Annotated in this window: 18 protein-coding genes; 5 read left to right on the forward strand and 13 right to left on the reverse strand. The window is 54.3% G+C overall.

Features of this window, described 5'->3' with window-relative positions; genetic code table 11:
- Positions 1-103 precede the first annotated feature (103 nt).
- Complete coding sequence (locus tag H7U12_RS16445; protein ID WP_186640011.1) at positions 104-1,435, forward strand: saccharopine dehydrogenase family protein; 1,332 nt, start codon at positions 104-106, stop codon at positions 1,433-1,435.
- Positions 1,436-1,469: 34 nt separating this feature from the next.
- Here H7U12_RS16445 and H7U12_RS16450 read toward each other — a convergent pair whose 3' ends face one another.
- From H7U12_RS16450 to H7U12_RS16470, 5 genes are all read right to left on the reverse strand, one after another.
- The gene (locus H7U12_RS16450; RefSeq protein ID WP_186640013.1) at positions 1,470-2,183 is read right to left on the reverse strand and encodes a tRNA1(Val) (adenine(37)-N6)-methyltransferase; all 714 of its coding nucleotides are present in this window, start codon (positions 2,181-2,183) and stop codon (positions 1,470-1,472) included.
- 128 nt (positions 2,184-2,311) lie between these two features.
- Positions 2,312-2,773 carry a ribonuclease HI gene (rnhA, locus tag H7U12_RS16455; protein WP_062542489.1) on the reverse strand — a complete coding sequence of 154 codons (462 nt, stop codon included), beginning with the start codon at positions 2,771-2,773 and terminating at the stop codon, positions 2,312-2,314.
- A gap of 431 nt (positions 2,774-3,204) precedes the next feature.
- Entirely contained in the window at positions 3,205-3,777 is a 573-nt protein-coding gene (locus H7U12_RS16460; protein ID WP_186640015.1) for a MarC family protein, read from the reverse strand.
- 29 nt (positions 3,778-3,806) lie between these two features.
- Positions 3,807-4,868, reverse strand: coding sequence for an aminotransferase class V-fold PLP-dependent enzyme (locus H7U12_RS16465; protein ID WP_186640017.1), 1,062 nt, complete (start codon positions 4,866-4,868; stop codon positions 3,807-3,809).
- Positions 4,869-5,034: 166 nt separating this feature from the next.
- Complete coding sequence (locus H7U12_RS16470) at positions 5,035-5,493, reverse strand: type II 3-dehydroquinate dehydratase (protein ID WP_186640019.1); 459 nt, start codon at positions 5,491-5,493, stop codon at positions 5,035-5,037.
- Positions 5,494-5,669: 176 nt separating this feature from the next.
- Between H7U12_RS16470 and xerD the strand changes: the two genes are divergently transcribed.
- Positions 5,670-6,569 carry a site-specific tyrosine recombinase XerD gene (xerD, locus tag H7U12_RS16475; protein WP_186640021.1) on the forward strand — a complete coding sequence of 300 codons (900 nt, stop codon included), beginning with the start codon at positions 5,670-5,672 and terminating at the stop codon, positions 6,567-6,569.
- A gap of 482 nt (positions 6,570-7,051) precedes the next feature.
- On the forward strand, positions 7,052-9,565 hold the full coding sequence (locus H7U12_RS16480) for a DUF3857 domain-containing protein (protein ID WP_186640023.1): 2,514 nt from the start codon (positions 7,052-7,054) through the stop codon (positions 9,563-9,565).
- Positions 9,566-9,795: 230 nt separating this feature from the next.
- Here the strand turns inward: H7U12_RS16480 and meaB are convergent, their stop codons facing one another.
- From meaB to H7U12_RS16510, 6 genes are all read right to left on the reverse strand, one after another.
- The gene (gene meaB, locus H7U12_RS16485) at positions 9,796-10,779 is read right to left on the reverse strand and encodes a methylmalonyl Co-A mutase-associated GTPase MeaB (RefSeq protein ID WP_186640025.1); all 984 of its coding nucleotides are present in this window, start codon (positions 10,777-10,779) and stop codon (positions 9,796-9,798) included.
- A 381-nt stretch (positions 10,780-11,160) separates the two neighbouring features.
- Complete coding sequence (locus H7U12_RS16490; RefSeq protein WP_186640027.1) at positions 11,161-12,327, reverse strand: YncE family protein; 1,167 nt, start codon at positions 12,325-12,327, stop codon at positions 11,161-11,163.
- Positions 12,328-12,669: 342 nt separating this feature from the next.
- Positions 12,670-15,237, reverse strand: coding sequence for a zinc-dependent metalloprotease (locus tag H7U12_RS16495; protein WP_186640029.1), 2,568 nt, complete (start codon positions 15,235-15,237; stop codon positions 12,670-12,672).
- A 187-nt stretch (positions 15,238-15,424) separates the two neighbouring features.
- The gene (locus tag H7U12_RS16500; RefSeq protein ID WP_186640031.1) at positions 15,425-16,342 is read right to left on the reverse strand and encodes a restriction endonuclease; all 918 of its coding nucleotides are present in this window, start codon (positions 16,340-16,342) and stop codon (positions 15,425-15,427) included.
- Positions 16,343-16,376: 34 nt separating this feature from the next.
- Positions 16,377-18,509, reverse strand: coding sequence for a methylmalonyl-CoA mutase (gene scpA, locus H7U12_RS16505; RefSeq protein WP_186640033.1), 2,133 nt, complete (start codon positions 18,507-18,509; stop codon positions 16,377-16,379).
- A gap of 429 nt (positions 18,510-18,938) precedes the next feature.
- The gene (locus H7U12_RS16510) at positions 18,939-20,774 is read right to left on the reverse strand and encodes a methylmalonyl-CoA mutase family protein (RefSeq protein ID WP_186640035.1); all 1,836 of its coding nucleotides are present in this window, start codon (positions 20,772-20,774) and stop codon (positions 18,939-18,941) included.
- A gap of 345 nt (positions 20,775-21,119) precedes the next feature.
- Here H7U12_RS16510 and H7U12_RS16515 point away from each other — a divergent pair, with 345 nt between their 5' ends.
- A complete protein-coding gene (locus tag H7U12_RS16515) occupies positions 21,120-21,869 on the forward strand; it encodes a DUF72 domain-containing protein (protein ID WP_186640037.1) in 750 nt (249 codons plus the stop codon).
- A gap of 223 nt (positions 21,870-22,092) precedes the next feature.
- Here the strand turns inward: H7U12_RS16515 and ctlX are convergent, their stop codons facing one another.
- Positions 22,093-23,046 carry a citrulline utilization hydrolase CtlX gene (gene ctlX / locus H7U12_RS16520; protein ID WP_186640039.1) on the reverse strand — a complete coding sequence of 318 codons (954 nt, stop codon included), beginning with the start codon at positions 23,044-23,046 and terminating at the stop codon, positions 22,093-22,095.
- Positions 23,047-23,263: 217 nt separating this feature from the next.
- A complete protein-coding gene (locus H7U12_RS16525) occupies positions 23,264-23,506 on the reverse strand; it encodes a hypothetical protein (RefSeq protein ID WP_186640041.1) in 243 nt (80 codons plus the stop codon).
- Between the two features lie 603 nt (positions 23,507-24,109).
- Here H7U12_RS16525 and H7U12_RS16530 point away from each other — a divergent pair.
- On the forward strand, positions 24,110-24,877 hold the full coding sequence (locus H7U12_RS16530; protein WP_186640043.1) for a 5'-nucleotidase C-terminal domain-containing protein: 768 nt from the start codon (positions 24,110-24,112) through the stop codon (positions 24,875-24,877).
- The last annotated feature ends 124 nt before the right edge of the window (positions 24,878-25,001 follow it).

The raw sequence follows: 25,001 nt of genomic DNA on the forward strand, positions 1-25,001 counted from the left end.
CACGTACGGGAGTCAAAGTTAACACGCTGGCCCGAAAAACCAAGAAGTGGTTGCCTAGCCCAGAGAAAATGCCCATTTTAAGGGTTCCATCTGTTCTCCCGCTATGAAAAAGATCCTGCTCCTGGGCGCTGGCCGCTCCGCTACCGTGCTTATCCAGTACCTGCTTTCCAACGCAACTGCCTATAACTGGGAGGTTTCCATCGGGGATGTGTCCGTAGATCACCTCGCGGAGCAAGTTCAGGTCTATCCGCAGCCCCGCACTTTTAATTTCGATGTACAGAACGAGGCGCAGCGAAATGCGGAGATCGGCGCAGCCCAAGTGGTGATTTCCATGCTGCCGGCTATGTTTCATCCGGTGGTCGCCCAAACGTGTCTGGCGCTGGGCAAACACCTAGTCACGGCCTCGTACGTACCGCCGCAAATCAGGGAGTTGCACGCTGAAGCCCAAGCGAAAGGACTGACGTTCCTGATGGAGTGCGGTCTGGACCCCGGCATTGACCATATGTCTGCCATGCGCATTATTCACCAGATCAAGGAGCAGGGCGGCACCATCACCTCGTTTAAGTCCTTCACCGGCGGCCTCATGGCTCCGGAGTCTGACAACAATCCATGGCACTACAAGTTTACCTGGAACCCGCGCAACGTGATTCTGGCCGGGCAGGGGACCGCCAAATACATAGAGAACGGCACCAACAAATACATTCCGTATCCGCAGCTCTTCCGGCGCACCGAGGCGTTTCAGGTGGAGGGTTTCGGGGCCTTTGACGGGTACGCCAACCGCGATTCGCTCTCGTACCGCGAGCCCTACGGCTTGCAGGACATTCCTACCATGCTGCGCGGCACGCTTCGGCGGCCCGGGTACTGCCAAGCCTGGCAGGTGCTGGTGCAACTGGGCCTCACCGATGATTCTTATCTGCTGGAAGACGCGAACCGCATGACCTACCGGCAACTGGTGGAAAGTTTCTTACCCGCCACGCTTCCGGGAGTTTCCTTAAAAGAGCGCGTGGCAACGTACGTGGGGCTTTCCGCGGAGGCCGAGGAACTGCGCCTGGTGGAGTGGACCGGTTTGCTGGACGATGTTCCCATCGGGCTGGAGCAGGCTACCCCGGCGCAGGCGCTGGAGAAACTGCTGGTGCAGAAATGGAAACTGAGCCCCGGCGACAAAGACATGATTGTGATGCTGCATCAGTTTGAGTACGAACTCCACGGAGAACTGAAAAGACTGACTTCCTCCCTGGTGGTAACGGGCGATGATAAGGTGCACACGGCCATGGCCAAGACGGTGGGCTTACCACTGGGAATTGCCGTCAAGCACCTGTTGGAAGGGAAACTGCACACCCGAGGCGTAGTAGTGCCTCTGCAAGCCGATCTGTACGAACCTATTCTGGCGGAGCTGGAACAGTACGGCATCTGCTTTACTGAGCGCGAGGAGTAAGGTTTGTTTTGAGCCCGTTTTCCGGAAAAGAGGCCTAAAAGATGAGGTAATAATCTTTCAGCAGCTCCCGGAAAGCGGCCGTGTACGCGTGGTCTTTCTCCCGAACGGCCAAAACGCTTTCCGTAACTGTGCTTGGCCTGCGGGAATAAGTGTGGATGGCCCGGAGCAGTTTGCCCTGCGGGGTTGCCTCCAGCCAGAGGATGTGGTTTGTGAAAAAGCCTTTTTGGTGCGCCTCCTGCGCAAACACCTTGGCTTCATGCGGCGGCAGCAGAATGTGCAACCGGCCCTCAGCCGTCAGGAACCGATGGGCGAAGGAAAGGATTTCTGTGAAGGAAAGCGTCTCCGTGTGTTTCGCCTGGTTTTTGGCCGCATCCGCTGATTTTAAGGAAGCTTGGAAAAACGGCGGATTGCTGATGATCACCTCGAACGGTTGAGGCTGGGTGGCTTCAAAAGCCTGCAAACTCAGCGAGAACAACTGGATGCGGTCTGCCCAGGGACTGGCCGCAATGTTTTCCTGCGCCTGCCGGGCGGCGGCGGCGTCAATCTCCACGGCCTCCAGAAAAGCCTCCGGTGCCCGTTGTGCCACCATCAGACTCAACAAACCCGTTCCCGCCCCAATATCCAGCACCCGCCGCGCACCAGAAACATCGGCCGCCGACCCCAGCACGCAGGAATCGGTGCAGACTTTCATCGCGCACTGGTCCTGCCTGATCAGGAACTGCTTGAACCGGAAATAGTTGTTGGCCACTTTTCTAGATGTGAAGATGAGGTAATTGGGAGATTTGAAGATGTGAGGATTGTGAAATACAAAAATGGAAGGTGATGGTTGAGCATGAGAGCTTCATCTGCACATCTCCATATCTTCACATTTCCTAATCAGCCAGCCGTTGGATTCGCTTCAAAGCCTTTGTCGGGGGGGAGGTTGGGTTGGAGGGCGGCGGCGACGGCCAGTTGGTCGCAACGCTCGTTCTCGGCGTGGCCGGCGTGGCCGCGTACCCACACGAAGCGCACCTGGTGTTTCCGGTAGATTTTGAGGAAACGCTGCCACAGATCGGGGTTGGCTTTGCCGGTGAAGCCTTTCTTCTCCCAACCGAAGACCCATTTCTTCTCCACGGCATCCACCACGTATTTCGAGTCGGAGTAAATGGTCACCGGAATACCGGGCTTGGTGATGGACTCCAGGGCTACGATCACGGCCAATAGCTCCATGCGGTTGTTGGTGGTTTTCCGGAAACCCTCGCTAATTTCTTTCACGTGCGGCCCGTACCGGAGAATCACGCCGTAGCCCCCTGGGCCAGGATTGCCCCGGGAGGCACCGTCGGTAAATACTTCTATCAAAATGCAGGCGGTTAGTCTGGCGCAAAATTACCCATACTAGGGCAAGCGGGGGCATGATCGGGTGAGAATATTTTAGAGCCTCGGGGTGAGCATCCTCCGGTTAGTGTCTTGGAACTGGTCCTCAGCGTCTTTGTCGCAGCCCGCGAGGCGTTACGGTACTGAGTTGACAATAGAAGATGTTGCGCTTTGGGGCCGTTTTCCGGAAAACAGGCCCAAAGCGGGAAGAACATGGGAGTTACTTCGCGTAGCCGAGAGTGGCGTTGAATCCCAGCCCCTCAAGAGGAATTGGGTGCTAGGTGCTTTGGCTGCTCTGCCGGAAATAGAAGTTGTCTTCTCTTTAGATGACGCCCGGTTGTGGTAAGTTGCTTAAGTGAGGCAGGCGATGCTATCCGTTTCTGGGGCTTTTTTACAAAAACAGGCCCTAAACAGGGTTAGATGCTCACGTGGGTTTTGAACAGCTTAATGGCGATGGCCAGCAGAATCACCCCGAATACCTTCCGGAGCACCTCGGTGCCGTTCTGGCCCAGTTTCCGCTCCAGCCAGTTAGAGCTTTTGAGCACGATGTACACAAACAGCAGGTTCAGCAGAATGCCGACCAGTACGTTGGGCAACGCGTAGGCCGCCCGCAGCGAGAGGAGGGTCGTCATGGTGCCCGCGCCCACAATCAGGGGGAAAGCCAGCGGCACAATGGAACCGGTTTTCACCTCGGGGTTGGAATGGAACAGGTGAATGCCCAGCACCATCTCCATCCCCATCAGAAAAATGATGATGGCCCCTGCCAATGCGAAAGACGCGAAATCAATTCCGAAGAGCCGCAGAATCCCGTCGCCCAGAAACAGGAACACAATCATGAGAATGCCCGCCACCAACGTAGCCTTCTCAGACTGGATGATTCCCTCGCGCTGGCGCAACTGGATGATGATGGGAATGGATCCTAGAATATCAATGATGGCAAAAAGAATGAGGCTAACGGAAACAATCTCTTTGAAACTGAAGTGGGGCATGGCGCGGTAAAACGGTTGGTTCCGCGAAATTAGTGATAATGGTTGGAAATGAAATTGCGGAGCGTTTCATATTCAGCATCCGCGATGGCCGGGAAGTTAGCGATCCGGAAGGTGGTCTTGGCCCAGGCACCGTAACCGTTTCCCAGGGTGATGCCCTGAAGGATGGCCAGCCGTTTGGCTTCCTGCACCCAGCGGTCGGGGCCCTTGACGGCAAGCACGGTAGGGGAGCGCACCTCGGGGTTCTCCACCAGCACTTCCACGTCGGTGAGTTCATCCAGGAACGCGTACAGCTCCTGCGCCCGCTGGGTGAGCAGCTGGTCTACGTTCTTGATGAGGGGCCGTTTCTCCAGTACTTTCTTGAGCAGGAACAGGTTGAGCACGTTGGGCGTGAAGGTAGTCTGGTAGTTCAGCATTTTCTCGTGCATGAACACCAGGCTGTTGTAGTACTTGCGGTCATTGATGCCCTTGGCCCGCTGAATGGTGCGCGGCGAGCAAACCAGAATGCCCATGCCAGACGGTAACCCAAAGCACTTCTGTACTGAGGCGAACCAGATATCGGCCCTGATGAATTTCAGGTTGAGACCGGCCATGCTGGAGGTGGCGTCTATAGCCAGCAGTGGGTCTTTGAACTGGTTCTGGAGTTTCAGGAGCGTGTGCATGCTCACCTGCGTGGCATTGGAGGTCTCGGTCTGGGTCACGCAAATCACGTCGGTGTCGTCTTCCACCGGCAAGTTGGGCACGTCCAGCACTTCCTCCAGCCCGAAGGCCTGTCCGTAGCAGTCGGGCCGCAACTTCTTGGCGTACTCGTACCACTTCTCCCCGAACGCCCCATTGTAGAGGTGTAGGCTTTTGTGCGGCGTGAGGCTCTGCGCGATAATCTCCCAGCACTCGGTGGCCGAGGAGGTGAAAAAGATAAAGTAGTCCTGCGGAATGTTCAGTTTCAGGCGCAGCAGGGCCACCAGCTCCCGCATCATCAGCACAAAGCGTTCGCCGCGGTGCGGAATACTGAGCATTCCTTCGTCATAGGCCATGGTCAGATAGTCACGTACCTCGGGGTAGACTTTGGACGGACCCGGATAGAAATTAAGCATGGGCAGGAGTAGTTGTGGTGGAACGAAGCGCGTGGTAAGCGGAAACAATACGGGGCATCTCAGGTAGGGGAGAAACTGTTTTAGGGCTGTTTTTCCAAAAACGGGCAAAAAACGAGCCAGACAGGCACCCCACTGAAATGACCTACACGTGAAAAACGTCTGCTGGTTACGCTTTGGTGTAGGTAAATCCTACCTTATTGGGCTTCTGCCGCTCAAAGTACTGCAAGGCAAGCCGATAGCTTTCTAACCCAAATCCGCTGATGCTGCCCACACAGCGACCGCCAATGTAGGTCACGTGCCGGGTGGCTTCGCGCGCGAACACATTGGAGATGTGCACCTCAATCACCGGTGTCTCAATGGCGGCAATGGCATCTGCCAGGGCCAGACTGGAGTGCGTGTAAGCCCCGGCGTTGAACACAATGCCCTGGTAGTGGAAACCCACCTCGTGCAGTTTGTCTATGAGCGCCCCTTCTGTGTTGGATTGGAAGTATTCCAGCTCCATGCCAGAGAACGCCGGAATGAGGTCTTTCTCCAGATAGTCTTCAAAAGAGCGGGAACCATAGATAGATTTTTCACGGCGACCTAATAAGTTGAGGTTTGGACCGTTAAGTATAAGAATCTTCATAGTAAGTCAGGCTTATGCGGCCTTTGGGAAAGTCCGCCGGATCACCCCCAAATGTACGTAATAACTACCTTTGCGTAACAATCTGCTTTTCGGCTAGAAAAGAATGCTAAAAAAGTATTGGCTATATAAAACACTTCTATATCTATATTAGCTATATTTATGCTTTACCTCCCCCAATGAAGTGGTCTGTTAGTCTCACCCAATTTAAAGGATATCTCCAACTGGAGAAGTCCTTGTCCAGCCATTCTGTAGAAGCCTATCTGCGGGATGTACGTAAGCTGGTGCAGTATTTTGAAGTCATCAATGAGAAAGTGGGCCCGCTGGCGGTGGAGGCCCATCACTTGCGAGGCTTTCTGGAATGGATCAATTCCTTGGGGATGACGGCCCACTCACAGGCCCGCACCATCTCCGGCATCAGGGCTTTCTACAAGTTCCTGATCATGGAAGACCAGCTGAACGCCGACCCCACCGAGACCATTGAAGCCCCCAAACTGCAGCGTAAACTCCCAGACGTACTGAGTTACGACGAGATTGTCACCCTCTTTGAGGCCATTGACGTGAGTACCCCCGAGGGTACCCGCAACAAGGCCATGCTGGAGACCCTCTACAGTTCCGGGTTGCGGGTAACGGAGTTGATTGAATTGAAAATCAGCAACTTGTATGAAGATCTGGGTTTCCTGCGGATAACGGGTAAAGGGAACCGAGAACGCCTGGTGCCCATTGGGAAAGACGCCCTGAAATACATCCGGCTGTATCTGGACGGGGTCCGGCGGCACCAGGTCATCAAAAAAGGCAACGAGGATTTTGTGTTCCTCAACCGCCGCGGCGCGAGTCTCAGCCGCGTCATGATCTTCAACATCATCAAAGACCTGGCCGCCAAGACCGGGCTCCAGAAAAGCATCAGTCCGCACACGTTCCGCCACTCGTTCGCCACCCACCTCATTGAAGGCGGCGCCGACCTGAGGGCCGTGCAGGAGATGCTGGGCCACGAATCCATCACCACCACCGAGATCTACACCCACCTGGACCGCGACTACCTGAAACAGATCATGCAGGAGTTTCACCCCAGAAGTTAGCCCATTATTCCAACTGGTAATAAGTGTCAATCTATTACCAGCGCGTTAAAATGCTTCTATTTTCTGTTTTTCGGCCGGAAAACGGGAAAAGGTCCTTGCCCGACACCTACTCCTGAGGCAGCAGAAAATGGCCTTCCGTAAAGTGCAAAACCGCTTTGTGCCCCGTTGAGAATGGTGCAAAGCGGTTTTTTACTATTCAGCTTGAAGAGATTGCTTGTCTTAAAAGACCCTGGAGCTGTTATTCTTCTGTTCAGGGAAAAATTATCTAAATCTCTCGCATATTCCTGCTTATTGACTGAAAAATTGTATTTTTAATCAACGGTACATTCTATTATTCCAAATCTAACTATCCTCTATTTCATATTTTTACTAAATCTATCATGAAGCGTTGGCTGTGTGGTGTACTCCTGTGCATTTTTTTCTCCTTTCATCTAAATGCAGCTACGAAAGCTGTCGCCACCGGTCCGGAACCCGGCTGGATCGTGAAAACTCAGTTCCGGGATAAACCCTCCACTTCCAGAAACGAAGGCTCCAACGGGTACCTGATCATCTTAAAGGATAACCAGGTGCATGTGGGGGAAGAAACAAGTTTCAGTCATTATACCCGTAAAATCACCACCAAGGCGGGAGTGCAGTATGCGTCTGAGATTGCGGTCAGCTATGATCCAGATTACCAGAAACTGGTTTTCCACCGGGTCATGATCTACCGCAACGGAAAACCTCTGAACAAACTGAACCCTTCTGAATTCAAGGTGGTGCAGGAGGAAAGCGAACGGGAACGTTTCATCTACAATAACAACCGTACCGCCACCCTTACCTTAGCCGATGTCAGGGTGGGAGATGTGATTGATTATTCCTTCTCCGTGACGGGGTTCAATCCCATTCAGCCCAAATATGCTGAGTTTTTCCGGTTTAGTACGCCAGAGGCCCTGGACCAACTTCTGGTTCGGGTGCTGGCACCCGCTAACCGTCCGTTGCAGCATAAGGTGTACAACACCAAACAGCAGATGCAGGTGAAACCGCTAGGAAACGTGCTGGAATACACCTGGAAAGCCGATCAGGTGCCGGCGCATGCCAGTGAGGACAATACTCCTTCCTGGTACGTTCCTTATTCCTACGTGTGGCTGTCTGAGTTTACGTCCTGGGCGCAAGTGAATGATTGGGCGCTCACCCTGTACACCAAACCGGTGGGTAAAAGCAAGGAGCTGGAAAAGACCATAGCGGCGATCAAGCAGGCCGATGGCTCAGACGAGGCGCGTCTGGCGGCGGCTCTAAAGTTTGTGCAGAACGAGGTTCGCTACCTGGGCAACGAAGGTGGCATCTATGGCTATCAGCCCAATGACCCCGCCAAGGTGTTTGAACAGCGCTACGGCGACTGCAAAGACAAGGCCTGGCTCTTGTGCTATATGTTAGGTCAGATGAACATCAAGGCGTATCCGGTGCTGGTCAATACGGGCATGCGCCAGTTTGTAAAGCAGGAGTTGCCTAGTCCTTATTCGTTTGACCATTGTGTGGTGAAAGTAGAGCTGTTAACCAAAAGCCTTTGGTATGACGCCACCATTTCGCACCAGGAAGGGGCCTATGACGAGATCTATTTCCCCAGGTATGAGACCGGGTTAGTCATAAAACCGGGCACCAAAGGCTTCACTGATATTCCGGTCAGCACCAATGCCACCATAAAATCAGTGGAGGAGTATACTTTGGGTGCCGTGAAGGATGAGGTCTTTTTCAATGTGCAGACTGATTATACCGGCTATGAGGCAGATTACATAAGGTCACATTATGCAGCCAATAGTCATCAGGAGATTGAAAAAGGCTACCTGAACTTCTATGCCAGTTCTTTCCCGGGCATAACTACCGAGCAGGAGCTGCTGGTCAATGACCAGGCCACGGCCAACCGGTTTACCACGTATGAAAACTACAAAATTGCCGATTTCTGGCAAGAGGGCACCAGCGACAACGGGAATCTCTGGACCGCCAGCATCTTGCCTTTAACCCTGTATTCCAAACTTGAACTGCCGTCTACCAGAATAAGAAACAGCCCGTTGGCCCTGGAGTATCCGTATGACTATGACCATACCATCAAAATACATGTGCCCAGCAACTGGAACGTCAAGGATGACGAGGTAGAAGTAGAGAACAAGGCCTTTTCCTACAAGCAAACCACTACTTATGATGCCCAAAACAGAGTGGTTGTGTTACACTTTACTTTCAAAACGCTCAAAGATCATGTGTCGGTTGAGGAAATGAAAGCCTACTTCACCGCCATCAAAAAGATCAAGGACGGCATGGGCTTTGAACTGACCCATTCTGGACCAGGCACAGGATCGGCTATCAAAATGGACGGAGACTGGATGTCTTTCGTGCTGGTCATGTTGTGTTTGGGGGTTGCCGGGTACGGTGGCTACCGGCTGTACCAGTATGATCCGGCGCCCGCCGATGTAACCCAGACCCATGCCCGCCAAATTGGCGGCTGGCTTGGCCTGGTAGGCTTTGGGCTCGTGCTGACACCTTTCCGGTTGATGTATGAAATTGCCACGGGAGAATGGATCAGCCTTGACATTTGGAACAAACTGGGTGACGCTGACTCGTCGCTCTACAACCCAGTGGCCTTGTGGGTGCTGGTGCTCACCATCGTGTACAACGTTTTCTTTTTCTGCTACTCCGTTTTAATTGTCACCCTCTTTTTCAAGAAAAGAAGCAGCTTGCCCCGGTTGGTCACCATCTTCTACGCGGTTTCGTTGGCCGGAATGATAGCAGACGCATGCGCCGTTAGTGCTTTGGGGGGAGATGTCACCACTGCCTATTCTTCCATCACCCGCTCCTTGTTTGCGGCGGCCATCTGGATTCCTTATTTCAACTTGTCCCGCAGAGTGCGCGAAACTTTCATCAACCGGTTATTTCCCAAGCAGGAAGATAGGGAAGAAGAGGCCTATTCCTCTTTCTGGGATGAACCTGAACTCCAGGAAGAGAAGCAGAAAGAACCAGTTGCCTAGAGTAGTTTGAAATCAAACTACTCTAGGCGCGAACCGGGATTTCTGACTTACTAGTGAGGTGTCAAAGATGTAAAAGGGAGAAGGTGCACTACTTTCTCCCTTTTGCTTTTATTTCTTCCTTGGCCGGCGACAGAACATTACGAAGCAATTGTCTGCCAAGGATTTTCTCTTCTAATGTTGCCCCGGTCATTTCTGAGCCGTTTTCTGAAAACAGCCTTAAAACAGAAAAGCTAAGACAGCAAGTCAAACAACTCAGCGGCGGCGGCGAACGGCGATTTCTGACCCTGGGTCACTTGCCCCGACACCGTTTCCCATTGGACTTTCACCGCTGGGTGTTGATAGAACCGTTCCTCCAGCTGCTGCCGGATGCTGTGCCGAAGCCAGTGCAGGTTCTGTTCTTGCCGCCGTTGCAGAAAATAGCCGTTCTGCTGCGTCAGGGTGACGTACTCGGTGACTGCATCCCAGATGGGCGCCAAGCCCGTCTTCTCATAGGCGGAGCAAACCGTTACTTTGGGGCTCCACTTGGAGGCACCTAACGGGAAAAGGTGCAGCGCACCCTGGTACTCGGCCTGGGCGCTGGTGGCAGCGTGGAGATTGGCGCCGTCGGCTTTGGTGATGGCAATGGCATCGGCCATTTCCATGATGCCTTTCTTGATGCCCTGCAACTCGTCACCGGCCCCGGCCAGCATCAGCAGCAAAAAGAAGTCCACCATCTCGTGCACCGCCGTCTCTGACTGGCCTACGCCCACCGTCTCCACAAAGATCACGTCAAAGCCCGCGGCCTCACACAAGAGAATGCTCTCGCGGGTACTGCGGGCCACACCGCCCAGCGTTTTACCGGCCGGCGAGGGCCGGATGTAGGCCCCGGGGTTCGCCGACAGCGTTTCCATGCGGGTTTTATCACCCAGAATGCTGCCGCCTGTGCGTTGGCTGGTGGGATCAATGGCCAGCACCGCCAGTTTCTTGCCGTGCTGCTCCAGCAGGTAATTGCCAAAAGCCTCAATAAACGTACTCTTGCCCACGCCCGGCACCCCCGTAATGCCTATCCGGATGGACTTTCCCGCGTGGGGCAGCACCTGTTCCATGACCGCGTGAGCCAGGGCCTGGTCTGAAGGAAGGGTACTTTCCGCCAGCGTGATGGCGCGGCTCAGGAGTACCCGGTTCCCGGATAGAACTCCGGCGGCGTACTCGTCTGGGGTGAATCGTTTCGGCACTCGTTTTGGGGCTGTTTTCTGAAAAGTACGCGAAAAATAGGAAATCGTCCTGCCTTCGGGTGTGGTTTCTGGAAAGTAGGTGGTAAACAGGTGCGGGTTGAAGGTCCTGGAGGTGTATTCGGGTGCGCCTAGAGCTGAGTGAAACTTCTGTGATGAGTACGCATATCGTCCCCCTTTGAAGGGGGTAGGGGGATGACCATGTAGTTTCAAAAGCCAATAGCTATTCTATCGCGCAAGGGCAACCACAAGGGATTGCCCCTACAAAACCCTTGCAATGCCTTTATCAGCATGCGTCATCATCTCCCTACCCCCTTCAAAGGGGGACAATCAGGTATCGACATAAATGCGCGAATTACAATAGATGCGAAGAAGCCTTAAAGCTTAGTTAGAAGGCAGCACCGCAGTGGTGGAAGGCTGTACGTTCTGGAAGTAGAAGGCCGGAAAGTTGGGGAGGCCCAGGGCGCTTTTCTGGGTGCCCAGGTTGATGCCGCTGTCTTTGTAGTCGCAGGATTCGCCCAGGCCGTTGGGGTTCCGGATGACGCCCAGCCAGTTGCTGTTGTTGCGGGCCACGTAAATGCGGCCATCGGGGCCGAGTTGCAGGGCGCCAATCTTGCGGCTGACACTTTTGGCCACTTGTTTGCCCGAGTGGATGATGGCATCTGGGCTGCCGGCGGCCAGATCGAACTGGAAGATGCGGGCCTCGCCACCGGCAATTCCATTTTTGCCCCCGTACAGCTTGGTGCCATCGGGCGAGAATTCCACGCCGTAGGCTTCGTCAAACTTCCCCAGATCCACGGCGATGGCTAGTTTCCCGTTTTCGTTGTTGAAACTGAAGACCTCAATCTTGTTCACGGCGGCCCAGGTGGCCACGGCTAGTTTATCGCCGCTGGGCGAGGCTTTCATGTAGCCAATGGTGGCGCCGTTGTCGCCGGAGTGAATGCTGCCCAGATGGCTTTCCACGGGTTTGAAGGTGATGCCGTCGGCGCTGACCAAATAGGCATAGAAGGCCGAGCTGTTCCAGCGGTGGGTGATGATCCAGTAGTCGCGGCCGTTGCGGTGTCTGATGGCGGTGAGTTTCTCGGTGACGGGCGCGAAGACGAGGTTGTTTCTGGAGACCACTTCGCCTAGGCCGCCGTTCCGGCTCAGGTCAATGAGATGGTACTGCAGCCCGTGGCTCTGGCCCTGGAAATCGGTGGTGAAAAGATAGTACAGGTGCTGCGAGCCGGGTTTGGGCACAATCACCGCCGATTGGGTGGAGGATTCATGGCCCTTCAGGGAATCGCCGCCGGCCATGATCTGCTTGTTGCGGTTCCAGACCTGCATGCCGTTGGTGTAAAACAGGAGATTCCCCAGCGCATCAGAGAGCACGGCGCAGCCTTCCTCCGAGAACATCTTGCCGTCTTTGAGCGGCTGCGGATTGGCCGGGTCCGCGAAGGACAAACCGGCATTGTTCCCGAAATACCAGGTAGTGACCTCCTTCTGGGCGACCGCCGCCAAAGAAATAAACCAAAAAGGAAGCAGCAGGAAAAATCTGTGGGTGTTCTTCATTTTCAATACCTCATTCATGTTGCCTGTCAATTTCAAAGATTAGGCCAGAAACCCGCCGGAGGTTTCCCCTTCCGCCTGCATGAAAACAAGCGCCGCGCTGCAGCGAAAGCAAAGCCCTAGAAGTAAACGGGTTACTCTCGGAGCTCCCTCTCCGGAACGACTTTCAGCTACCGTTCCACTGCTTGAATCGTAGCTATAACGCGAAAAACAGGCTATAATATTGTTCTCCGTTTTACGCCTCTTTTCCTGAAAACGGCCTCAAAACCCACTAGGCAGGTTCTTAAAACGAAAAAAGCGGCACCGGGTGGGTGCCGCTTTTTAGCGTTGGAAAGCCGGAGAAGGTTAGCTTCTCGGGTTCAGGGCTTCGTTGATCCGGTCAGAAAGATCCAGCAGGTGGTAGTTGCTCAGAGAATCTGACTGCCCTGCCGCCGAGGCCTTGATCAGGTTGTTGATGTTGCGTAACTCCGCTTTGGCCACGGAAATAACATCGCTTTGCTGAATGTCCATGGTAGGGCGGGAGCTGCCTCTGCCCGCGGCAGCCTGCGCGGCCGCGCCGGTGGGGGCCGGGGCTGGTTTCACCAGGTCAATCAGTTGCTCCACGTAGATTTTCTGCAGGTTCCGGCGGTACACATCAATGGCTTGTTTGTTTTTTACCTCCTTAAAGATGGAATTGTTCATGTCATTGAAGAAATCGGTGACCTTGTAGGCTTTGGCGCCGTCCATGGCTTCGCCGGCGATCAGTTTAGTCAACGTGCTGTTGCTGATGAGGCGGTTGAGCACCGTCTGCTGGCTCCGGGACACCACAATCATGGGGTTGGTACCGATGTTGTTGAGCACGTTAGGAGCCAAAAGCCAGGTTGGAGTGGTGAACAACTGCTTGTCCAGGAACGTCATGGCCTCTTTCTGCGTGGCGGCTGGCGTACGCTCGTACACCGCACCTTCCTGCTCCACGGTTTTAGGGTTCTCATAGATACCGCCGATGTTCTTGGCTACGTGGCCCATGTAGCGGTTGTACTGGGTCGTCAACTGGCCGTACATAGTCTCCAGGTTTTCATAGCCTTCGTTATCGGCTTTGGTCCACTCCGGTAACTTGGCCAGGATGCGCTGCAGGTTTTTGATGCCGTACTCAGAGGCTTTCATGGCGTTGTCGCTCAGGTCCTCGTTCTGGGAATGCGGATCATCGGGGTTGGTCTCCGTCCCGAACCAGTTGCGGCGGTTTTTCAGTTTCTCCACCGTCATCTTGTTCAGCATTGGAATCTCGGCCTGGGCGCTTTTGGCGTTGGGCAGCATGCGGTAACCCCACTCAATGGCCCACAGGTCATAATCGCCAATTCTGGGGTAAATGCCTTTGGGAGAGATGTTGTCCTCGGGCTGGGCCACGTAGTTGAAGCGGGCGTAGTCCATGATAGACGGCGTGTGGCCGTGCTCTTCCACCCATTTCTTGTTGCGCAGGTTCTCCACGGGCACCGTTGAGCTAGAGCCGTAGTTGTGGCGCAGACCCAGGGTGTGGCCTACCTCGTGCGAAGACACAAAGCGGATCAAGTCACCCATGAGTTCGTCAGAGAACTCCATTTTGCGGGCGCGCGGGTCAATGGCAGCCGTCTGGATGAAATACCAGTCATGCACCAGTTTCATTACGTTGTGGTACCAGTTGATGTGGCTTTCCATGATCTCGCCGCTGCGCGGATCCGCGATGCTGGGGCCGCTGGCATTCGGGATCTCGGAAGGCTTATACACGATGGCCGAGTGACGGGCATCGTCCAGGCTCCAGTTGGGGTTTTCTTTGGCGGAAGGGGCTTCTTTCCCGATGATGGCGTTCTTGAAACCGGCTTTCTCAAAGGCTTTCTGCCAGTCGTTCACGCCCGCAATCAGGTACGGTACCCATTTCTTCGGCGTAGCCGGGTCAATGTAGAACACGATGGGCTCTTTGGGTTCCACCAACTCGCCGCGCTTGTACTTGGCCAGGTCTTTGTCCTTGGGCTCCAGTCTCCAGCGTTTCACCATCTGGATTTCCTTGATCCCCTGGGGGTTGGCATCGAAGTCCGTATAGCCGACGGTGAAATAGCCTACGCGCGGGTCAAAGTAACGCGGCTGCATGGGCTTCTTAGGCAATACCACCATGGAGGTGTTCACTTCAATGGTGGAGGAACCGTTGAGGGTAGAGTTGGCTGCGCCCGCCGGAGCGGCTCCAAAGCCCGTGGTGGGTGGGGTGAGCACGTAGGTTTTCACGGTGGTCACCTCCACGTTCTGCGGGAAGCTGCGCACGTTCTGGATGTAGCTGCGATCTGGGATGAAGTTACCCAACCGGAAACGCGTTTTCCCGGCCGCCGAGCTGAACGAGAATATCTCGTTTTCGCCTTTGATGTAGTCGGTGATGTCAATCACGCTGCCTTTGTTGCCCGGGCTGTACGCGGCCACGTTGAAGGCGGCCACAATGGCCTGGATGTTGGAGCGCTGCACCGCCTGGTACATAGACTTGGTGCTGTCTGGGCTGTAGGTGGCGTAGGAGATCTTCCGCATGAAAATACGGTCGTCCGGTCCTTTCTCAAACATGATCACGGCGCTCCCGATCTGGTCACCGGCGTACCCCGAGGCGGAACGCACATCGGCCCCGGCTTTGGAAATACGGTTCACCACCAGAATCTCGCGGCCCAGCACCGAGTCTGCTAATTCAAAGAAGTACTTGTCTTCTACTTTGTGGGTCTTGAAAAAGCCCGCCTTGGATTGCGCTTTGTCGGTGATGACCTGGTCGTAAGGCTTGGGTTTGGCTTTCTGGTTGGCTGTACCGGCCATACCGGCGGCTCCGGCTACCCGCTTGGTGGAATCAGCGGGCTGGGTGGGACGCGTTTGGGAGACGGCAACTCCGGCAAAGGAGGAAACCAGCCCCAACGTCAAGAGGAATTTCTTCATGCTGCTGTAAAAGCTTGTTAGTTGTGTAAAGGGTTGCGTTGTGTAGGATGCACCCGCGTTAGACAAACAAGCCCTGGGAAGGTTTAATGAGGGGGGGAGAAAAGCAGAAAGTTTTGAGAAGTGGGTTTTGGGCCTGTTTTGCGAAAAGAGGTTCAAAAGGGCGTGTATAGGTTCACGCCTTTTTTGTTTACTCCTCCTCGAAAAAATCTAGATCAAGCTTCTTCACTTCATACGATTTAGATACTGAAACTCCCAGATTATAGTCAATCATATATTGAGCTAATTGCTGCCCATCAATTAAAACTATCTTGGTTTCATTTCGAGGTGTATAAGCAATGGCGTCTGTTGAAAATCTAGAAGTAGTAATGAAAACTCCTTTTTTAGCACCTTGACCTGCAAGAGCACCTACAAAGCTTTGTATGTCTGGTCTACCTACCGGGTTGTTGTCCCAGCGCTTGGCTTGGATGTAAATGACATCTAATCCAAGAATGTCTTCTTTGATAATTCCGTCAATACCACCATCTCCAGATTTACCAAGGGCTTTGCCAGCTTCTCTAAATGAACCACCGTAACCCATTTTAACTAAAAGTTGAACAACCAGTTTCTCAAAGAAGGCAGGAGTTAAAGCCTTAATCTTAGTTAAGATTTCCTCCACCAACTCTTGCCTAATTCCTTGGTAGGCGTTCTCAAGTATTTCTTCTGGAGTCGCAGTTGATTCAGTAATTGGTAATTGTTGTGCTGAGCCGGAACCGTTTGAATTTGTAGCTAATTTAAAATCTATAAATTCAGGAAATTGATTTAAAAACTTTACATTGATTGAAGGCGGATTTTGAGCTAAAACTTTCCGGCCTCTTTCAGTGACGTTGAAGTAAGATTTCTTTGAAGATTCTAATAAACCTGCCTTTTTGAGATAAGTAGTTGCCCAACCTACTCTGTTTGAAAAAGTAGGTTGGGTACCACTTGGTAAAAGCTCTGTTAAATCCTCTTGAGATAGGTTGAAATAGGTAGCAAGTGCCTCAACTGCTTCTCTTGTTTTATGTTCTTTGCCATCTGAAGCAAATTTCAGAAGAGGGAGCATGATTGTCTGGTAATCCGGAATAGCCATTGTTCTTCTTTAGAACTTCAAGATAGCTTTTATTTTACCCCTTCAGCAACTTCTCCAGGATCTCCTGCGCAGCTACGCTAATCACCGTTCCTGGCCCGAAGACGCCGGATACACCCGCGTCATACAGGAACTGGTAGTCCTGCGCCGGGATCACGCCGCCGGCAATGACCATGATGTCTTCGCGGCCCAGCTTTTTCAACTCAGCGATTAACGCTGGAATGAGGGTTTTATGCCCAGCGGCGAGGCTGCTCACGCCTACCACGTGCACGTCGTTCTCGGCGGCTTGCAGGGCGACTTCCTCTGGGGTTTGGAACAGCGGTCCGAGGTCCACATCGAAACCTAAATCTGCGAAGGAAGTGGCGATGACTTTGGAGCCGCGGTCGTGGCCGTCCTGGCCCATCTTAGCGACCATGATGCGGGGCCGACGACCTTCCTGTTGGGCAAATTGGTCGGCGAGCGCCTGGGCCTTGCCGAAGTTCTCATCGTCTGAAATCTCTGAACTGTACACGCCTGCTATGGATCTGATGGTGGCCCTATGACGGCCGAATACTTTTTCTAAGGCATACGAAATCTCGCCTAGGCTGCAGCGCACGCGGGCGGCCTGTACGGCTAGTTCCAGCAGGTTGCCCTCTCCGGTCTCGGCGGCGTTGGTGAGCGCGTCCATGGCGGCGAACACGGCGGCATCATCACGGTTTTCCCGTAACTGCGCCAGTCTTGCCAGCTGGGCCTTGCGTACGGCGGTGTTGTCAATGTCCAGAATCTCCAACTGCTCCTCGGTCTCCGGACGGAATTTGTTTACGCCTACAATCACGTCTTTGCCTGCGTCAATGCGGGCTTGCTTACGGGCGGCGGCCTCTTCTATGCGCATTTTGGGCAGACCGGTTTCGATGGCTTTGGCCATGCCGCCCAACCGTTCCACTTCCTGAATAAGATCCCAGGCGCGGTGCGCGAGTTGGTGGGTGAGAGCCTCCACGTAGTAAGAGCCGCCCCACGGGTCCACGGTTTTGGTGATGTGCGTTTCCTGCTGCAGGTAAATCTGGGTATTGCGGGCAATGCGCGCCGAGAAATCGGTGGGCAGGGCGATGGCCTCGTCTAGGGCGTTGGTGTGCAAACTCTGGGTTCCGCCCAGGGCGGCCGCCAAAGCTTCCACGGTGGTGCGGGCCACGTTGTTGAACGGGTCCTGCTCGGTGAGGCTCCAGCCGCTGGTCTGGCAGTGGGTACGCAGGGCCAGGGATTTATCACTCTTCGGGTTGAACTGTTGGATGAGCTTGGCCCAGAGCATTCGGGCGGCGCGCATCTTGGCAATCTCCATGAAGTGGTTCATCCCGATGGCCCAGAAAAACGACAGGCGCGGCGCGAAGGTGTCAATGTCCATGCCCGCGGCCAGGCCGGTGCGCACATATTCCAAGCCATCCGCCAACGTGTAAGCCAGCTCCAAATCTGCCGTGGCTCCGGCTTCCTGCATGTGGTAGCCCGAGATGGAGATGGAGTTGAACTTGGGCATGTGCCGGGAGGTGTACGCGAAGATATCGGCGATGATCTTCATGCTGGGCTCCGGCGGATAGATGTAGGTGTTGCGCACCATGAATTCTTTCAGAATATCGTTCTGGATGGTGCCGCTCAGCTGCTCGGGTTTCACGCCCTGTTCCTCGGCGGCCACAATGTAGAACGCCAGAATGGGCAACACGGCCCCGTTCATGGTCATGGACACGCTCATCTGGTCCAACGGAATCTGATCGAACAGAATCTTCATGTCCAGGATGGAGTCAATGGCCACGCCCGCCTTGCCCACGTCACCCACCACCCGCGGATGGTCTGAGTCATAGCCCCGGTGCGTGGCCAAGTCAAAGGCCACGGAGAGACCTTTCTGCCCGGCGGCCAGGTTGCGGCGGTAGAACGCGTTGGAGGCCTCGGCGGTGCTGAAGCCGGCGTACTGCCTAATGGTCCAGGGGTTTTTCACGTACATGGTGCTGTACGGCCCGCGCAAGTAAGGCGGCAGGCCGGCAGCGAATTCCAGGTGCTCAAAGGCAGCCGTGTCTTCTTTGGTATAGAAGTTCTGCAGCGGCAGGCGCTCGGCGGTCTTCCAGGGCTTAGGTGTTGTTTTAGGCTTCTTTTCAGAAAAAGGCCCCGAAAACGTGAATGGTATCTTGGTGAAATCTGGTTTCATATTTTTAGACGTAAGACGTAAGACGTAAGACACAAGACATTTTCCTGCTCTACATCTGGTTTCTATTCCTTATTCTCCTCTAAGGAACATAGTACTTGATCTTGTGCTTACTATGTAAACCGGTCCTGCCCACTTTTTGTCATCCTGAAAGGACCTTGTGGGCGACCTGTAACTCAGTTGGCTATTTACAAGAAGTCCAATTACGTGTTGATCCATTCTTTTCCGGATCAATGCCAACGTTTATTACACGTTGTTTTATTGGTTCTGCCTATCTACATCGCCTACCAGACCCTTGCAGGAGGATCAGCGGGAGGGAGGCGGCTTCGTCCGTTTTGGGCCTGTTTCCCCAAAACAGGCTCAAAACCGAAAAGAACTATTTACAATTCTAGACTCAGAACTCGCGACTCAGAACTAGCGCACTACGTGCGCTTATGCCCCCAGTCGTTCCTGGATGCGGGTGATGATTTCTTTGGTGTCACAGCCCTGGAAAAGGAACTCGTCGAAGCCGTGGGCGCGGAGCTCGTCTTTCAGGTGTAGGGGATCATCGGCTAAAATCAGCGCGGGGCCTTGTTTCTGCTGGGAGCGCATGCCCTTGGCGAAAGCCTCGGCAAAATCATGGAAAGCCTTTTCCGGAGCGGCCATGACAATCACCTGCACGTCCAGGTCCTTCACGCCCTGCAGCGCCGCCGAGACGTTGTCAAACTTCAGGACCTGCGTGGTGAAGCCGGAGCAGGTGAAAAACTCCCGGGCAAACGAGGCGTGGATGTTTTCCTGCAGGGCGTTGCCCATGTGCACCACCAGAGCGTGCGGCCGCCGTTTCTTCTTCCGGAAATGCAGCTCAGTGGCCAGGCGCATCACTTCGTAGGAGTACGCCGCGCGGGTGTTGTCAAAGTGTTTGCTCTGAATCAGCTTCTCGGGATCATAGTCCTGCTGCTCGTTGGTGTTGGGGAACTTGTTGGTGCCCACCAGTACCTCTTTGCCGCTGGCGATGTCCTTGAACTTCTGGTTGGTGGTTTCCTTGATTAGGTCCTGGATGAAACCCGCGTTGGAGGCTGGAATAAAGCCGCCCTGCGCCTCGATGTCCTGGAACAAAGCCCAGGCTTTCCCGGCGATCTCCTGGGTGAGGTACTCCAGGTAATAGGAGCCCGCCGCCGGGTCAATGGCCTGGTGCAGGTACGCTTCCTCGCGCAGGATGATGGGAATGTTACGGGCCAGGCGCTCACTGAACGCATTGCCCTCCCGGAAAGTACTGTCAAACGGCTCCACTTCCACAGAGTCAACCCCGCCCAGAATGGCGCTCATCATCTGGGTGGTGTGGCGCAGTAGGTTGGTGTGCGGGTCCAGCGTGGTCTGGTGCCAACGGGAGGTGGAGGCATGGATGCGCAGGGCCCCGGCCGCCTTTTTGGGTGCCCCGAAGGCTTCCACAATCTTGGCCCACAGCAGCCGCACCGCCCGAAACTTAGCGATCTCGAAAAAATAGTTGGTGCCCGCCGTCAGGTGAAACTGCATGTTCTGGAAGAGGCGTTCCACCGGCACAATCTGGCTGCTGAGGCCGTTGGTGTAGCACACCGCAATGGCCAGCGTAATGGCGATTTCCTGCACCAACGTAGCGCCTTTGTTGCTGAAATGCGCGCCGTTGATGGTGAGCGCGTAGAAGTTGGGGGCGTCCATGGTTTGCTCCAGCAGGTGCAGGGCGTGCTCCATGTCCAGTTGCCGGTAACTCTCTGAAGAGAGAATGGGCGCGCACTTCAGGAAACCCTGCAGCTGATCCACGCTGATTTGTTTCCGGTACAGACCGGTAAGCAGGTGGTGGAGAAAGTTGGCGGCTTCGGTGGAAACGGTGTAGGAAACCGGCGTCTTAGTTAAATCGATCTCCTGAATAAGGTAATCGGCGTCAAAATCATAGCCGTTCTCAATGATGAAATGGATACCGTCGGCCCCGCGGGAGAGGGCATCCAGGGCTTTGTCCACCGCCGCGCGGCCTTTGCCCTCCGCCTGAACGGGTTGCAGGTTCAGCCAGCTATTGGTGTCGGTTTTGGTGGAGCGCACGTACGGGAACTGCCCCGGCAGCGTCTGGTAGGCGGCATGCTGCGGGAGGTGCTCGCGGGTATAAAAAGGGGCCACGTCAATGCCCTCGTAACTCTGCCAGTGCAGGTCAGCGGGATCGGTGCCTTTCAGGTCTTGTTTTATTTTGGCGGCCCATTGCTCGGCCGTTACCGGTCCGAACTGAGGGAATAAAGCCTCAGAGGAGGTCGTGTTCGTCATAGAAAGAGCAGGCAAATGTGTGGTAAAGATAGCTTTTTGCCCGAACTGTTCTACGGCTGCCGGGGGATTCTGATGAGCGTTTCGGGGCTGTTTCCGGGAAAATAATCCCAAACTGGAAGAATCCAGAGCGATGTGCGCCGAAGAAGCCATTCAAACAGTGGCTAAGCCGATCAAAGGTGCTTTTTATGCCGATGTCGCCAAAAAAGGGGAGTAGCGGCGAGCCAAAGCTGCATTGGGGACGAGGGCACTGGCCGCCAGTTACCTTAAGGCCGTTTTGAGGGCGTTTTCTGAAAAGAGGCGAGCAACGAAGATAACCCGCGGCCCAATTCTGCGTCTGTATGCAGCATGGACATTGCAGAAAACACCTTATACATCGGCACCTCGGGCTACAGCTACGCATGGAAAGGCATCTTTTACCCCGAGGATATTAAATCAGCGGAGATGCTGCCTTTTTACGCCCAGCACTTCAACTGCACCGAGGTCAACAGCAGTTTCTATCATTTCACCATGGAGAAGACCATCCTGAAATGGCTTGAAACCACACCCGCGCACTTCAAATTCGCGCCCAAGCTGCACCGGTCCATCACCCACGAGAGCCGGCTCCAGAACATTGAGGAACCCCTGCGCAAGTGGATGGACCGTTTCCTGCTAATGGGTGAACGGCTGGGGCCGGTTCTGGTGCAGTTGCCGGGTTCGTTTCATTACAACGAGCTCATCGCGAAGCATTTCTTCACCCTGTTGCGCAACCTGTACCCCACTACCGTGTTCGCCCTGGAGGTTCGGCACGCCTCCTGGCACACCGAAGAGGTTTTGGAGCTGCTGGAGGAATTCGAAATATCATTGGTGGTAATCAGTGCCGGGAAGAAATGGCCCGCCCTGGCCACCGCCACTACTGATACGGTGTACATGCGCCTGCACGGCCACGAGCAACTGTACCGGGGCGCTTACCCCGAGGAGGAACTGGAGCGGTTTGCCTACATGGCTCAGGATTGGCTTCTGGACGAGAAAACGGTGTGGTGCTTCTTCAACAACACCATCGGCGGAAATGCTACCCAAGATGCCCAGAAGCTGCGGCAGGTTATCCTGAATCTGTAAAATGGTGTAAAGGGAAGGCAATCGGCGCAGACGCTCGCAGGTCTTTCAGACGCTACGAGGTCTTGTGAGTAAGCGGTATAGCGCTGGCAACGCCCTTTGGGCACCCCTCTTAATTTAGGATGGGTGCCCAAAAGGCGGGGGAAAGAGCGGTTAACGGAGTTGTGACCTTACTTCAGAGTCTCGCGCCGGCGTTCGGGGGAATTATTGCGATCCTAACCAACCATTACACGAAAATCTCCGCCAGCATGCAGCGGGCGCTTCCGCCGCCGTGGGCCTCAATGGTGCGCAGATCAGAGCGGACCATCTTGGTGCGGCGGTTGAGGTCTTCGTACTGGTCTTTGCGCAGGGCTTTGTAGGCTTTGTCTGACATCACCAATACCGGTTCGCCGGCTTTGTTGCGCACCTGCAGCATGTTGCCGGCCATCTTCTTCACCTGGGCCAGCGACAAGTCGAATATCTCTTTGCCCGTGTCTACCAGCGCTTCCAGCAACAGGCCTTGTTCCTCATCGTCGGGGATGGCTTCCAGGCACACCAGCGCGAAATCGGTGCCGATGCTCAGGATCACGTTGGTGTGGTAAATGGGCAAGTCGTTGCCGTCATAAGCATGAAACACCACCGGCCGGAAACCCAGTTTCTCGCAGAACACTTGAAGCGGCTCCAGGTGGGTGCGCTCCGAGAGGCAGGCGTACGCGATCTTGTGCTGCCGGTCCAACACCAGGCTGCCGGTACCCTCCAGAAATTTCCCCTCGTTCTCAAAGTGGGTGAGGTCGATGACTTCCTTGAACTCCAGGCCGTGCTCTTCCTGCAGCTGGGTCAACAAAGCTGGGTGACGCTCCAGGCGACGGGTGGGGGAGAGCATGGGGTACAGCACCACTTTGCCGCCTTTGTGAAAGGAAATCCAGTTGTTGGGGAAAACGGCATCGGGGGTGATGGGGTCTTCCACATCGTCCAGCACCACGGCGTCTATGCGGGCGGCCCACAGTTTCAGCAGAAACTGGTTGAATTCATCCAGTGCTTTTTGCTGTACTTTGGCCTCGGTGCCCGCCGGAACCTCCTGCTGGAAGCCGTTGGTGGCGGCCGTCTCGGAATTGGAGCCAAAGTGCGCCGGGCGCACCAGCAGGACCTGGGTGGCGAGCGGAACGTTGGGGTAAGCAGGTAGTTTATTTTCGGTTTCCATGGAATGCCTGGGTTTGGGTTCTGCAAGATACGGCAAAACCGGGAATGGTCTACCTCAAGGAGAAAATGCAGTGCCTTGGGGAATGATCGCCTCACTGGGTGCCAACTTCTGTTTTGGGGCTGTTTTCTGGAAAAGGGCCTGAAAGCAGCATCCCCGTTTCTGCTCTCAGGGAGGGAAGAAACGGGGATGCATTTACGATTATAACCAGGTTGTTGTGTTAGGCTATGGTTTTAGGTGAAGCACCGGCAGCAGCGCGGTTCCGCCAGAAATACCGGAAGCAACGGCCCATAATACCTCTGAATCGTTTAGGGAAGGTGGCCCGGCACCAGCGCTTTAGTTCCCTGATTTCGTGGGTGAGCAGCAGGCGCAAGCATTTCCGGAACTCTTTTTCAAACAGCACAACGTCAAAACTAACTTTTAAAAGAATGAATTTACTGTACTGTAAATAGGAGGTGTTCATGGTAGTGATGGTTTTGGATGATGTTGGGGGTTACAATAGGTGATTATCCAAGCCTCGCCGTGTAGGGGAGGAAGTAGTGGAACAGCCATAACGAACATTTGTTTGTCTACTGTACAGGGTATCTTGGAGAGATTAACAGGACCCCGGAGGATGTGTAGTACGCGCCACCGGAAGAACAGTTGCACGGGGCGGTAAGGCCGTGACTCGTTGTTGCGTGAAGTACTGAAACCGCGTATTACGCGCAGTGAGAGCCCTTTTTACAGCCAGCAAGCGGCTGCCATCTTGTTTGTCATCAGGACAGTAGGCAGGGCAGAGTTGCTGTAACTGCTGGGGCTGCGGGTATCTGTTTAGGTGATGAGGAAGCCTGATGAATGGGAGCATAGTTGATCTCTGTGGGTTAACCTATTCCATAAAGCTTGTAAAGAGAAGAGAAACAAGTATAGAGATAAACAGATTAAAAGTCAAGTGGTTAAAGGGTGGGCGCTTGGCCTGTGTAGGTAGTTTCTGGAACCGTTTTTGCCCTTAAATGCCAAAACTAACCCAAAAACGCCGTTAGATTTTTTAGACTGGCCCCCGTACCTTTGCTAAAATCAGTATTTAAACATGTCTTTATTTTCATACCTGCGCACCCGCCCGTTGTCCCTCAGTCTGGGAATTGCCCTGGCGCTGGTGGGCTGCCAAAAGGAACTGGTCCCCTCGGCCAGCCTCTCCACCACTGACATCCCGGTGAATACGCAGCTCACCGCTGACCCCACCGCCGAGAGCACCATCACGCCGTACCGCACGCGGGTAGACCAGACCATGAACGAGGTCATCGGGCAGGCGCCCGAAGCCATTGACCGGGGCCAGATTGAATCTCCCCTCGGGAATTTCGTGGCCGACCTGAGCCGTACCCAAACCATGACCGTGTACGGCAAACCCATTGACATGGGCGGCATGACCAACGGCGGCCTGCGCAACCCGCTGGACAAAGGCCCGGTGACGGTGGGCGATGTGTTTGAGATGATGCCCTTTGAAAACGAGATGATGGTGCTCACCCTCTCCGGCGAGACCGTGCAGGAGTTGTTTGACTTCGCCGCCCGCACCAAGATCCTGTTCGTGGCCAACGCTTCCTACACCCTGCGCAACGGCAAAGCCGAGAGTATTTTCATTGGAGGGAAGCCCTTCGATGCGAACAAAACCTACACCCTGGCCATCTCAGACTACCTGGCCAACGGCGGCGATAACATGGGTTTCCTGAAAAAGGCCCTCAAAACGGAGCAAACCGGTCTGCTGGCCCGAGACGCCATCCTGAACGAAATAAAGCAACTCACCGCCCAGGGCAAACCCGTGGTCTCCCAAAAAGACGGCCGCGTGAAAGTGGTTAATTAGATGAGGAGATTAGATAATGAGGAGATTTGGAAATGTGATAATGTGGAGATGAAAAATCATTTGCACATCTTCTCATCTTCAGATTCCCACATCTTCTCATTTTCACATCTTCAAATTCCCGAAT

The organism is Rufibacter sediminis (assembly GCF_014269285.1).
GTDB classification, from domain to species: domain Bacteria; phylum Bacteroidota; class Bacteroidia; order Cytophagales; family Hymenobacteraceae; genus Nibribacter; species Nibribacter sediminis.

Bases quoted from the DNA above. Each gene is read 5' to 3' on its own strand.
- H7U12_RS16490 (WP_186640027.1), bottom strand. From the start codon at position 12,327: ATGAAGAACACCCACAGATTTTTCCTGCTGCTTCCTTTTTGGTTTATT.
- H7U12_RS16530 (WP_186640043.1), top strand. From the start codon at position 24,110: ATGTCTTTATTTTCATACCTGCGCACCCGCCCGTTGTCCCTCAGTCTG.
- H7U12_RS16515 (WP_186640037.1), top strand. From the start codon at position 21,120: ATGGACATTGCAGAAAACACCTTATACATCGGCACCTCGGGCTACAGC.
- xerD (WP_186640021.1), top strand. From the start codon at position 5,670: ATGAAGTGGTCTGTTAGTCTCACCCAATTTAAAGGATATCTCCAACTG.
- ctlX (WP_186640039.1), bottom strand. From the start codon at position 23,046: ATGGAAACCGAAAATAAACTACCTGCTTACCCCAACGTTCCGCTCGCC.
- H7U12_RS16510 (WP_186640035.1), bottom strand. From the start codon at position 20,774: ATGACGAACACGACCTCCTCTGAGGCTTTATTCCCTCAGTTCGGACCG.
- H7U12_RS16525 (WP_186640041.1), bottom strand. From the start codon at position 23,506: ATGAACACCTCCTATTTACAGTACAGTAAATTCATTCTTTTAAAAGTT.
- H7U12_RS16465 (WP_186640017.1), bottom strand. From the start codon at position 4,868: ATGCTTAATTTCTATCCGGGTCCGTCCAAAGTCTACCCCGAGGTACGT.
- H7U12_RS16500 (WP_186640031.1), bottom strand. From the start codon at position 16,342: ATGGCTATTCCGGATTACCAGACAATCATGCTCCCTCTTCTGAAATTT.
- H7U12_RS16445 (WP_186640011.1), top strand. From the start codon at position 104: ATGAAAAAGATCCTGCTCCTGGGCGCTGGCCGCTCCGCTACCGTGCTT.
- H7U12_RS16460 (WP_186640015.1), bottom strand. From the start codon at position 3,777: ATGCCCCACTTCAGTTTCAAAGAGATTGTTTCCGTTAGCCTCATTCTT.
- H7U12_RS16495 (WP_186640029.1), bottom strand. From the start codon at position 15,237: ATGAAGAAATTCCTCTTGACGTTGGGGCTGGTTTCCTCCTTTGCCGGA.
- scpA (WP_186640033.1), bottom strand. From the start codon at position 18,509: ATGAAACCAGATTTCACCAAGATACCATTCACGTTTTCGGGGCCTTTT.
- H7U12_RS16470 (WP_186640019.1), bottom strand. From the start codon at position 5,493: ATGAAGATTCTTATACTTAACGGTCCAAACCTCAACTTATTAGGTCGC.